Annotated in this window: 8 protein-coding genes; 5 read left to right on the forward strand and 3 right to left on the reverse strand. The window is 46.5% G+C overall.

Annotated elements, in window-relative coordinates:
* Nucleotides 1–14: 14 nt before the first annotated feature.
* The 5 genes from NF543_RS19600 (at nt 15) to NF543_RS19620 (ending at nt 9,429) form a co-directional block, all read left to right on the forward strand.
* Entirely contained in the window at nt 15–551 is a 537-nt protein-coding gene (locus NF543_RS19600; RefSeq protein WP_257669896.1) for an RNA polymerase sigma-70 factor, read from the forward strand.
* A 73-nt stretch (nt 552–624) separates the two neighbouring features.
* Complete coding sequence (locus tag NF543_RS19605; RefSeq protein ID WP_257669895.1) at nt 625–1,815, forward strand: FecR family protein; 1,191 nt, start codon at nt 625–627, stop codon at nt 1,813–1,815.
* A gap of 269 nt (nt 1,816–2,084) precedes the next feature.
* Nucleotides 2,085–5,465, forward strand: coding sequence for a SusC/RagA family TonB-linked outer membrane protein (locus tag NF543_RS19610; RefSeq protein WP_257669894.1), 3,381 nt, complete (start codon nt 2,085–2,087; stop codon nt 5,463–5,465).
* Between the two features lie 11 nt (nt 5,466–5,476).
* Nucleotides 5,477–6,916 carry a RagB/SusD family nutrient uptake outer membrane protein gene (locus NF543_RS19615; protein ID WP_257669893.1) on the forward strand — a complete coding sequence of 480 codons (1,440 nt, stop codon included), beginning with the start codon at nt 5,477–5,479 and terminating at the stop codon, nt 6,914–6,916.
* Nucleotides 6,913–9,429 (forward strand): glycoside hydrolase family 88 protein, encoded by a 2,517-nt coding sequence (locus NF543_RS19620; protein WP_257669892.1) that lies wholly within the window; start codon nt 6,913–6,915, stop codon nt 9,427–9,429. The genes NF543_RS19615 and NF543_RS19620 overlap by 4 nt, the downstream gene beginning before the upstream one ends.
* A 26-nt stretch (nt 9,430–9,455) precedes the next feature.
* On the opposite strand, the gene NF543_RS19625 is transcribed toward NF543_RS19620, so the two are convergent.
* Genes NF543_RS19625 through NF543_RS19635 form a run of 3 tightly spaced genes read right to left on the reverse strand, consistent with a single transcriptional unit; the run spans nt 9,456 to nt 12,121 of the window.
* Nucleotides 9,456–10,598 (reverse strand): D-TA family PLP-dependent enzyme, encoded by a 1,143-nt coding sequence (locus NF543_RS19625; protein WP_257669891.1) that lies wholly within the window; start codon nt 10,596–10,598, stop codon nt 9,456–9,458.
* Nucleotides 10,599–10,642: 44 nt separating this feature from the next.
* Nucleotides 10,643–11,722: a dipeptidase gene (locus NF543_RS19630; RefSeq protein ID WP_257669890.1), complete on the reverse strand. Its 1,080-nt coding sequence runs from the start codon at nt 11,720–11,722 to the stop codon at nt 10,643–10,645.
* Between the two features lie 15 nt (nt 11,723–11,737).
* Nucleotides 11,738–12,121, reverse strand: coding sequence for a RidA family protein (locus NF543_RS19635; RefSeq protein WP_257669889.1), 384 nt, complete (start codon nt 12,119–12,121; stop codon nt 11,738–11,740).
* Nucleotides 12,122–12,168 lie beyond the last annotated feature (47 nt).

Genomic DNA, 12,168 nt, shown 5'->3' on the forward strand with positions numbered 1-12,168 from the left:
AGGATTCGGCGTTGATGTCCTTATTGAACAAGGGAGATCATGATGCGTTTACGGAAATTTACGATCGTTACGCCGAGTTGCTATATCGTCATGCACATAAGGTGTTGGGAGATACGGAGGCTTGTAATGATGTGGTACAGGATGTATTTTTGATGATATGGAATAGGCGAAACAGCCTAGAGATTACCGATTCTTTATCTGCATACTTATACAAAACGGTAAGAAATAAAGTGCTGGATTACATAAGCCACCAGCAAGTGGCTGAACGGTATGCGGATACCATCCGCGATTTTGTCAATCAGGGCGCATGGATCACCGAAGATTATATCCGTGAAAAAGAGCTATTGACCATTATTGAATCTGAAAAAGCCAAACTTTCCCCGCGTGTCAGACAAGTATATGAACTCAATCGTGAACTTGATCTTAGTTATAAACAAATTGGTCAACAATTGAACATTTCCGAAAAGACGGTGAAAAAGCAGGTGCATAATGCGCTTCGCATAATCCGGCTGAAAATCGGTTCATTGTTAAGCTTGTCCTTCTTCTTTTAGATAGGCAAGCGTCATTTAAAAAAAGTAATTTTTCTAGTACTCCCTTTAATACCCTTGGTCGTCTTAAGGATATATGGATAAAGAACAGGTTCGTAAACTTTTGGAAAAACATCGGGTTGGTAAACTCTCCGATGATGAGCGTGCTATCTTGGAAAGCTGGTATTTAGATAACGTTTCGCGCCAGGAAACCAAGTTAGATGACAAGGAAGTGCAGGCAAATTTGAATCTGGTTAAGCAAGCAGTCATTAATCAAACCAAACCTCATAAAGGTTATGTCCAACACATTTGGAAGGCCGCTGCAGCATTAGTTGTTGTTTCGAGTGTGACGTGGTATGTGGTCAAAGACGTATTAAATTTTAGTCCACAACAAAACATCGTGCATCAATATGACGTATTGCCTGGGGGTCAGAAAGCGGTATTGACGCTAGCCGATGGTCGGAGCATTGATTTAAGCACGGAGCAATCGGGTATCATCTTTGGGGATGGAATTACTTACCAAGATGGATCTTTCGTTTTAAGTCCGGACGTCAGCAAGTCCGAAAACCTGGAAGATGACCCGCATCCGCCAGTGGTCGGACACAGTCTCATATCTATATCCACCCCTAAGGGTGGAACCTACCAAGTCACGTTGTCCGATGGCACCAAGGTATGGCTCAATGCGGCCACTACATTGCGTTATCCGGCGCGGTTCGACGATCAAAAACGTGTCGTGACATTGGAGGGGGAGGCTTATTTCGAAGTTGCGCAATTAGCAAGCCTGAATGTCCAGAAATCCAAAAATACACGCTCACGAATACCATTTATCGTGAAGAGCAGAGGTCAGGATATCACGGTATTGGGAACTAAATTCAATGTTTCTGCCTATGCAGATGATTCGGCCACAAAAACTACCTTGATCAGTGGCAAAGTGAATGTATTTGCCCATGATGCTGACCGTGAAGTGTTGTTAACTCCCGGTCAGGAAGCAGTGCTTTCTCAAACAGGCTTTGAAACGCATCATGTGGATGTCGCCTTGGCCACAGGATGGAAATCAGGAAAATTTCGGTTTGAGGAAACTGAGTTGCGCGAAGTGATGAACCAATTGAGTCGATGGTATGACATCGAGGTCGAGTTTAGGGATACCATGCCAGAGAAATATTTTTATGGAATTATTAATCGAGACCGGACGTTATCGACCGTATTGGACCTGTTGAAAGAAGGGGGAGTGAATTTCAAACTCGAGAAAACGAGCATCGGTCATAAGGTAATCGTATTGCCTGAATGACGGCAAAACAACCAAATTATTTAACCAATTTAAAAGATAAATTATGATGAAACCACCCGACTAATTTACAATCGAAAGGGGGTTCCTGATAAAGCCGGATAGTGCGGTCACACTACCCGGCTGATGCTTGGGCAACTCCGTATATGTACTGCTGACGCAGTTGAGTAACATAAATGATTTAACCCAAACAATGCAAACATATGGATTTTAAGGCATGTGTTAAAGGATATTATTTGCGATTTCCTTTAACCTATAGATGGATACTGATAATGAAGTTAGCAGTATTACTAACCATGGTGGCCATATTGAACGCCACAGCAGGAAGCTATGCTCAATACATTACCATTAAGGAACGTGGCATCACGCTGTCCAAGGCAATGGAAAAAGTACACGAGCAAAGTGGTTATGAGGTGTTTTTTAGTGTGAAGGAGCAAGCCAAGGTACGGTTGAATGTGAACCTGGTGAACGCTTCGTTGGAAGAAGCGATGGAATTGTTGCTAGGCGATTTACCGCTGCAATGGAAGTTGAAAGACAATATTATCATTATTCAGTCTGTCACTAGGAATAATAGACCTCCTCGCTTGGAGGTAAACCAGCAACGCACCATTGAAGGACGGGTCACGGACGAGGATGGTAAGCCGTTGGAAGGAGTCACTGTCATAGTAAAAGAGTCTCCGGCAGCGACTAAAACAAATACAGATGGCCGGTACCGGCTCCAAGTACCGGAAGACGGGATGATCCTTGCATTTACCATCATCGGATTTGAACCTACGGAGCGAACGATTGGCCATGCTAATCGCGTTGATGTGGCCATGAAAGCGATGGTAAGTGATTTGGACGAGGTGGTGGTAGTTGGCTATGGCACGCAAAGACGTAGAGATTTGACCGGTGCTATTTCATCGGTAAATGCAAAACAAATAAAGGATACTCCCACACCAAGTTTGGACGGGGCGTTGACCGCGAGAATGCCGGGGGTACAGGTTTCGCAAACTACAGGAGCACCTGGAGGGGGGATTTCCGTGAAGGTAAGGGGCACAGGTTCCATTGGTGCAGGAAATGAACCGCTTTATGTTATTGATGGTTTTCCGATCACAGCAAACTACAACCAAGAAAGTAACCCGCTGAATTCCATCAATACGAACGATATCGAGTCCATTGAAGTATTAAAAGATGCTTCTGCCACAGCGATTTATGGCTCCAGGGGCAGCAATGGGGTTATTATCGTAACGACCAAAAGCGGTATGGCCGGAAAGATGAAGGTCGATTTGGACATGTTTACGGGCTTTCAACAGACTACAAAGTACATGGATGTGATGAATGCCCAAGAATACGCCAGTTATATCATTGACTCTAGGAACAACGCTTGGATCGATACCGGAGGCGACCCTAGTGCGCCAAATTCGGAACGGGGCGCTATCTATCAAATCCTGCCGGTACTTCAAGATCCTGAAGCGCTTGCGCATAACACAAATTGGCAACGAGAGCTATTCAGAACGGCCCCAACGCATAATTTACAGCTTACGTTTTCCGGCGGCAATGACCGAATAAACTACATGACAAGTGCAGGTTATTATAAACAGGATGGAATTATTATCAATTCGGACTTCAGCCGATACGCTTTCCGGGTAAATCTGGAAGCAAAGGCATCGGATAAGTTCCGTGTGGGATTAAATCTTTCGCCGAGCTATTCCGTTCGCAATCCAGTAAGCGCTGAAGGGCATTTCAGCGGTGGAGCGGTGGTGTTGACAGCGGTGATGATGCCGCCTGTTATGCCGGTTCATAACGAAGATGGAGGCTATAATACGGCAATAGGTCTAGGTAATGGTTTTAGCAGCCTGGAAAATCCAGTTAAGGTTGCGCTTGAGCGTGAACATAACAATACCGATTTTAGGCTGCTGGGGACAGCATTCGCAGAATACGCTTTCCTGGATAATTTGAAATACAAACTTTTGGTGGGTACAGACCTACAGAATGAAAAGAACAATACCTTCAATCCGTCTACCGTTGGATCAGATGGAAATCCGCCACCGGTGATTCCTAATGCAACCTACAATTCACAAGCGTCATATAATTGGTTGATCGAGCATACGTTGAACTATACCAACGACTTTGGAAAGCACCGTGTCGACGTTTTGGGAGGTTTCACAGCACAAAAAGTTCGTGCAGACATGGCATCCATTGCGGCTACTAACTTTCCTAATGATTTGGTGCGGACCTTGAATGCCGGTGTGGTATCCTCCGCATCCACTTCCGCCTTGGAATGGTCGTTGCTTTCGCTTCTAGGCAGGGTCAACTATAGCTATAACGATAAATACCTGCTCACGGCTACCATTCGTCAGGACGGCTCCTCCCGTTTTGGGGCTAACCGCAAATGGGGGGTATTTCCATCCGTTTCCGGCGGTTGGCGGATTTCCCAAGAATCTTTTATGCAAGGAATTGAGGTCATCAATGAGCTCAAACTCAGGGCCAGTTTCGGCTATACGGGCAACAACTTCATTGGAAATTATGACCATATTGGCCGTTTATCCATAGCAAACTATGTGTTTGGAAGCAACGGAGGCAATTTGGTAAACGCCATATCGCCAAGCAGTATTGGTAATGATGAACTGGGGTGGGAGAGAAACAAGCAGTTTGACGTAGGGCTTGAAGTCGGGTTATGGAATGGAAGGCTTTCCTTGACAACCGATTACTATCATAAGATTACATCTGACTTATTATTAGATGTGCCTGTGCCATCGCTGACGGGATACACCTCCGCAAGGCAGAATATCGGGCGTGTACGCAACCAAGGCTGGGAATTTGGTGTCAGCTCGCGGAACTTCACAGGTGCTTTCAGTTGGAACACCGATTTGAATTTCTCCTTAAACCGGAACGCTGTATTGGAGCTTGGTCCAAGTGGAGAGCCGATATTTGGCAATTACCAATTATCCAATAGCCACATCACGGCAATCGGAAAGCCTTTGGGCAGCTTCTATGGTTATAACGTGGCAGGTATTTTCCAAACGCCCCAAGAAGTAGCACAATACCCGAGTTTCTCGAACTCAGCGCCGGGGCAATTCCGCTTTGAGGACGTCAACGGTGACGGCCAACTTAGTGTCGATGACCGAACGATTCTCGGAAATACGCAGCCTGATTTTATTTATGGCGTCACCAACAATTTTGCATATAAAGGCTTTGAATTGAGCTTTTTGATTCAAGGGGTACATGGAAATGAAATCATGAACCTTGGACGGCGGTTTTATGCGAATTTTGCCGGTACGGCAAACGCCTTACGTGAATTGAACAACCGCTGGAGATCCGCGGAAGACCCCGGAGATGGTAAAACGCCACGTGTAAATAGGGATTTATCGCGATACAGTACGAGCAATGCAAGCGCTAACATTTCTTCTACACACATTGAAGATGGTTCGTTTGTCCGTCTTAAGAGCATCTCTTTTGGCTATAACGTTCCTACGGCAAGCGCCAATAGATGGCATTTGGCCAGTGTTCGGATTTATATGAATGTCCAGAATTTGCTTACCATCTCAGATTATTCAGGCTATAACCCAGAAGCGAGCATAAGAGGTATAGATCCCTTGACACCTGGCGTGGATTATGGAGGTTATCCCATTGCCAAAGTGTTTACGTTTGGATTGAATGTTGGGTTTTAAAAAACGATAAGATGAAAACAAGATTGATAATATACATCATGGTTGGAATGGGCATAGCAGCATGCAAAACTGGCTTCCTTGATTTGGCACCCATTTCTGAGACCAATAATGCCAATTATTATAAGACACAGGAGGATATGCTGAATGCCGTCAATGCTGCCTACGTCTCCCTGCGCCACAATGGAGAATACGGTCAGGCGTTATATGCTGTTGGAGAGGTAGCTTCGGATAATACGGAGATTCTGGATGCACAATCTGGAATTGATATCACGCAGATAGATGATTTTACGACGTTGACTAACAATGGAATCGTAAGTACCATGTGGAACGCTCATTACCAAGGAATCTTAGCCTGTAATGTAGTGATCGACCGGATAGGGAATGTAACCATGGACGAGGCATTGAAATCCCGTTATGTAGCGGAAGTTAAATTTTTAAGGGCATTGCAGTACTTTAATCTCGTGCGTACCTTTGGTGATGTGCCATTGGTCACCAAGGAGATTACGGACGTGCAAGAAGGATATGATTATGACCGAAAGCCCATAGCTGATATTTATAACCAGATCATAGTAGACTTATCTGAAGCCGAAGTCGCTTTACCCGCAACCTACGGAAATGCGGACGTGGGGCGTGCAACGTTTGGCGCAGCGAAAGGACTGTTGGCTAAAGTCTATTTGACCTTACAACAATGGGAGGAATCGGCTGCAAAGGCCCAAGAAGTGATTACCAGCGGACAGTATGAATTGCTGAACAATTATGCGGATATCTTCGATATCGGAAATAAGAATCATAAGGAATCGCTTTTTGAGATACAGTATAAAAAGGGTGGCTTTGGCGCTGGGTCGCCGTTCAATAACAGGTTTGCCCCAAGGGGATCAGGATCAATTGTGTCTGTCATCGGTGCAGGACAAGGGCAAAATCAACCTACTGCTGATATGTCAAGTTCCTATGAGCCTAATGATGGACGAAAAGAGGTGTCAATGGCGGAAGGCTACATGGACGGCGGCACATTTGTACCGGTTCGGTACATTAAAAAGTACCTGGATCCCAATTTGTTTGCTGTGTCCGATGCAGATAACAACTGGCCGATACTCCGTTATGCCGATGTACTGCTTATGCGTGCCGAAGCGCTGAATGAAACGGGATATGTTGCCGATGGTGAGGCATTCGACTTGCTCAATGATATTAGGGGACGGGCGGGGCTGGAACCCAAAAGCAGCGGTGATTTACCTGGCCAAGCATCTTTTAGATTGGCTATCGAACAGGAACGGCGTATAGAACTGGCTTTTGAAAATCACCGTTGGTTTGATCTGATCAGAACTGGGCGCGCACTTGACGTATTGCAGGCCAAGGGCGAATCCATTGAACCCTATAGGCTGGTATTTCCCATTCCGCAAAATCAAATCGATATTAACCCCAATGTGTTAAAGCAAAATCCCGGATATCAATGAAGCGAATAAATTTATGCATGATCGTGCTGGCATTTACAATAACCAATGCGTGGACTCAGCAAAAAACAGTACATCCTGATATCAAATATGCCGAAGCGACGTATGTGCTGCAAAAAGCGAATGGTTTTAAGGGGGTCTGGTATATGAACCAGCCCTCCAATGACGAATATGTCTTTAAATACAGCGGAGGCTTAGGGACTTATCCCGCTAATCATCGCCCCTTTGCAATTTATGCACCAGCCGTGGATAAGACGTTTTTCTGTTTTGGTGGAACCGATGATAAGAATAGCACTTTGTTGCACAATGTTTCTTACTACGATCATCGGTCTGGAAAGGTGGCTAATCCAACGATAGTGCTGGATAAGGGTACCACCGATGCACATGATAATCCGGTGATATCCATCGATGACGAAGGATCTATCTGGATATTCTCCACCTCCCATGGTACCAGCCGCCCATCCTATATCTCTAAGTCTACCGAACCTTATAACATAGCGACTTTTGAGCCCGTGGAGGCTACGGAGATGGTTGACGGTAAACGGCGGGCATTCAAAAACTTCTCCTATTTTCAGATTTACCATCTTCGGAGCCAAGGCTTTATAGCGCTATTTACCCGTTACAAAAACGGTCAACGTGTAATTGGATTTAATACCAGCCGCGACGGTAAGGACTGGAACGAATGGCAAGTGCTTGCCCATATCGAAGAGGGGCATTATCAGGTTAGTGCCGAAAAGGATGGGAAAATAGGTGTCGCATTCGATTATCATCCTGCGGGAAAAGGCCTCAATTATCGTACAAACCTGTACTACCTCGAAACGGCTGATTTGGGTAAAACTTGGCAGACGGCTTCGGATAAAAAGGTGACTTTGCCCTTAACCAATAAGCAGAACGATGGATTAGTGAATGACTATAGTGATCGCGGGCTAAATAGCTACCTATTGGATATCGACCTAGATCGAAATGGGAACCCTTATATCCTAACGATTACCAGCAAAGGCTATCAGGCTGGTCCCGCTAACGATCCCCGGAATTGGGTGCTGTCTGCTCATGACGGTAAGCGATGGACTAATGAGGTGGTCACTTCATCCAACAGCAACTATGATATGGGTTCCATCTATCTGGAAGGACAAGGAAAGATACGGGTTGTAGGTCCAACGGAGGGTGGGCCACAGGCCTATAATCCGGGTGGGGAAATCGCGATGTGGGAATCTGCCGGTGCTGGCATGTCGTGGCGAAAGGTTAAGCAAGTTACGCAAAACAGTAAAATGAACCATAATTATGTGAGGCGTCCTATAAATCATCATGCTGCGTTTTATGGCATTTGGGCAGATGGCCATGGCCGAAAACAGTCGGTCTCCAATCTCTATTTTTTAAACGATACCGGTCAGATTTTTAAACTCCCCCGTCAGTTTGAAGGAGCGGAAACTGATCCGGAGCCCATAGCAGATAAGATCGACTATTTTAGTCATTTCCCTGCATCTGCAGATCCCACTGCCGTTGGTAATTTATTGACCAGCCGCTTCCTTGCAGGCGGGCATTCGCAATATGGCAATCCACATCCGGCGAAGCCACCCGTGCAAATCACCTACCCAGATGTATGCACTTGGTTGGGCAGCCTATGGTTTGCCAATGCCATTCAGGATGGCAATCTGCTGGATGCGCTGGAAAAGCGGTTTATACCGTTGCTGAGTACAGAAAAACATCTCCAGCCGGCAAAAAACCACGTGGATAACAATGTGTTCGGCGCTGTTCCACTTGAGTTGTATAAACATACGAAGAAGCAGTCCTATCTTGACTTAGGACTATCTTATGCAGATACCCAATGGGAACTGCCTCCCGATGCAAAGCCCGAGGAAAAAGTTTGGGCTGAGCGCGGGTTTTCCTGGCAAACACGTATCTGGATAGACGATATGTTTATGATTACGGCAGTACAATCCCAAGCTTATCTTGCCACCGGAAAGACGGCATACATCGATCGTGCAGCAAAGGAAATGGTATTGTATCTGGATAAAATACAACAACCCAATGGCCTTTTCTACCACGCGCCGGATGTCCCTTATTTCTGGGGTCGGGGAAACGGATGGATGGCCGTTGGCATGACCGAATTGTTGCGTGTACTTAGCCAGGACCACCCCAACAGATCCCGCATTATGGATGCCTACCGCAAAATGATGCACACCCTGAAGACTTACCAAGCCCCGGATGGCATGTGGCGCCAGTTGATTGATGATCCGGAAGCTTGGGGCGAAACTTCAGGGACTGCTATGTTTACCTATGCGATGATCACAGGCGTGAAGAAAGGGTGGCTTGACGGAGACGAATACGGACGAGTAGCACGAAAAGCGTGGTTGGAATTGGTCTCTTATATCAATGCCAATGGTGAGGTTACCGAGGTGTGTGAAGGAACCAATGCAAAAAGCGACCGCCAATACTATTTGGACCGGAAGCGGATTGTTGGGGATTTACATGGCCAGGCACCGGTGATTTGGTGTGCTTTTGCATTGATCGATTAAAGCGAATTTCTGGAGGCTAATAAGCTCTAAATGTTGAGCTTCCTGTTTCGGGCAGTAATAGGCCAATATGCGACAAACTCACCATGAGCGACAGTTATTGCGCGCTCGTACAGTGCCACGGTAGGGCAAATATGGTAGGGCAGGCCATAAAGTACATCGCCCACTTTCCACTGATGGCCTTGTGGCACTTCCACAACCAGATGCTCTTCGCTTTGGCTAATGGGTTTCATGTCTGGGGCATTCAGGAAATGTACACGTCGGTCAAGACTGTTTTCCGGAGCGATCGATTTATGGCCAAGGTCGAGGCATAGGGATGTGTCGGAGGGCAAAGAAACCACCCTGGTCAGTACCAGTGCTGCAGGGCTGAACTGTTGCTCAGGCAAGCCATCGCCATAACCCTTGTCCCAAAAAATGAACGTGCCGGGACTACATACAACCCTATCGTCAGCAGCATGGATGGGAAAGGTGGGCGAACCACCAGCGATGACGGTGGGCCGGGGATAACCTTGGTTTTTCAATTCGGCAACCATTTCCCATACGGCAACAAAAGCTTCTTGACAGCGGGCCCGCCGCGCGGACAAATCCTGATCGCGCAAGTGGCCATCATAGGCATGTAGGCCTAATAGTTTGATATGATCCAATTGATGCAGTTTCTGGCACAAATGGAGGGCATTGATTCCCGGGGCAATCCCAGTTCGACCCATGCCTACATTGAGGTCTACATATACGTTAGCGTTTATTCCGTTTTCTCCAGCCACTGTTGACAAGGCTGTCGCGGCATCCTCGTTGTCTACCAAACAGGAAAACACCGTGTCTGGATATTTTTTCACCAAGTCCATATAGCGGTGGAGTTTCGGGCCAACAGGTTGGTAGGCGAGAAGCACATCGGGAGCTCGACACATGGCCAACATTTCCGCCTCGGCGATGGTGGCACATTTAAACTGGTAGATGCCAGCATCCATCAGTAGCAAGGTAGCTTCAGTGGTTTTATGTGTCTTGACGTGAGGGCGAAGGCGGTCTACATTACTACCAACCATTGTTTTGAGTGTATGGATGTTATCGATTACCCGATCAGGGTAAACGATGAGTGCTGGAGAGTCGATGTTATCGACATTTTTGATGGTATACCAATGCTGCTTGTCGTCTTTCGCCATCGTATCAGTGATCATACGGCGAATATACAAATTTCACTATCTTGGTGTTTAGTCGAACATTATTTATTTGACCATGCCCGCCGGATAAACCGAAGCCAGTTGCCGTGTAAGATATTGGCAATATCCGCGGCAGAATACCCCCTTTGATGTAAAATCCCCTCCAGTTTTTGAAGGTCGGCAATAGTTTCCAAATCATACGGACATTGTTCCGTGCCAAACATGCCATCCAAATCACTTCCAATGGCCACATGGTTGCTATTGCCGGCCAATTGGCAGATATGGTCGAAGTGGTCTACCAGACTTTCGAGGTTTACACCTTGTTGCGGAGGCTTTGATTCACCCCGTATCCATTGCGGCGATAGCATCCATGCGTCCAATGCACCGCCGATGACGGCATCCCGTTCGATTAGCGCTTTCAGCTGGTCATCAGCAAGTTGCCGTTGGTGATTTACCAGTGCACGGCAATTGTGATGACTTGCCCATATCGGCCCTTTGTATAGTTCCATGGCTTGCCAGAATCCCACATCCGTAAGGTGGGTGACGTCCAATATCATATTCAATTGGTCCATTTCCTTGAGCAGGTCTATGCCCAGTGTGGTAAGCGGGCCATCCATGCCTGTGCCGGGCGCATACCTTCCCGGGCCATAGTGTGCGGGGCCGATTGCGCGAAGTCCATATTGGTATGCTTTTTCAAGATAAGAAAGGTTTACCAGCGAATCAGCACCTTCAAGGCTGAGGATAAAGCCGACTGGTTTGGAAGCATTCGTCCTTGTTTCATCTTGCCATAAGGCAATATGATGCTCCAATGAATTTAAATCGACGATTTGCTGCATCTCACCTGCCTCCTGCATGGCTTGGTACCAAGCCAGTTGCCCTTGCGTTTGCGCCCAGGCCTGCTCGGGCGAATACCAGCCGGGCAATATCTTATGGTCTTCCGTTGCCCGTGCAATCTGCGTGGCTACTACGAGGCCGACCCCTCCTTTGCGCAATTCGGGTAGTGATACCACACCATTTCCGCGGTCGGGTTTATCATGCATCCTTGATTCACGGTCACGGAGGGTATTGAGCTCCGCTTTCAGATCACGGTTCCATTCCAGGGCATTCATGGCTAGGTCCAGATGTGCGTCGATGATGAACATGGCGTACCTTTTAGTTTATTTTTTTGCGATACAATCGATTTCCACTTTAATGCCATTACCCAATATGGATTGGACGGTTGTTCGAGCGGGTTTTAGCTCAGTAAAATATTGGCTATATACGTTGTTGAAGCGGTCGAAATCATTGATGTCACTGAGATGAACGGTGCATTTCACCACGTGCTCCATGGCCATTCCGGCTTCTTCCAATATGGCTTTGATGTTTTTCAAGGTGAGATGGGTTTCTTCCTCAATGGTGCCCAAAACGAACTTAGATTCCCTAAAATCAATGGCGACTTGCCCGCTTACGAATAAAAAACCATCAATAAGTACACCATCTGAATATGCCCCAGTGACGAAACCTAGTTCCCGCTCTGGATGGACAATTTTTGTTTTTTTCATGTTGATTTACTGTTTATTATGTAAACATTGTGAAAGTTAAAAAAAAC

The organism is Parapedobacter tibetensis (genome assembly GCF_024704835.1).
Classification (GTDB): Bacteria; Bacteroidota; Bacteroidia; order Sphingobacteriales; family Sphingobacteriaceae; genus Parapedobacter; species Parapedobacter tibetensis.

Bases quoted from the DNA above. Each gene is read 5' to 3' on its own strand.
- NF543_RS19600 (WP_257669896.1), top strand. From the start codon at position 15: ATGTCCTTATTGAACAAGGGAGATCATGATGCGTTTACGGAAATTTAC.
- NF543_RS19605 (WP_257669895.1), top strand. From the start codon at position 625: ATGGATAAAGAACAGGTTCGTAAACTTTTGGAAAAACATCGGGTTGGT.
- NF543_RS19610 (WP_257669894.1), top strand. From the start codon at position 2,085: ATGAAGTTAGCAGTATTACTAACCATGGTGGCCATATTGAACGCCACA.
- NF543_RS19615 (WP_257669893.1), top strand. From the start codon at position 5,477: ATGAAAACAAGATTGATAATATACATCATGGTTGGAATGGGCATAGCA.
- NF543_RS19620 (WP_257669892.1), top strand. From the start codon at position 6,913: ATGAAGCGAATAAATTTATGCATGATCGTGCTGGCATTTACAATAACC.
- NF543_RS19625 (WP_257669891.1), bottom strand. From the start codon at position 10,598: ATGATCACTGATACGATGGCGAAAGACGACAAGCAGCATTGGTATACC.
- NF543_RS19630 (WP_257669890.1), bottom strand. From the start codon at position 11,722: ATGTTCATCATCGACGCACATCTGGACCTAGCCATGAATGCCCTGGAA.
- NF543_RS19635 (WP_257669889.1), bottom strand. From the start codon at position 12,121: ATGAAAAAAACAAAAATTGTCCATCCAGAGCGGGAACTAGGTTTCGTC.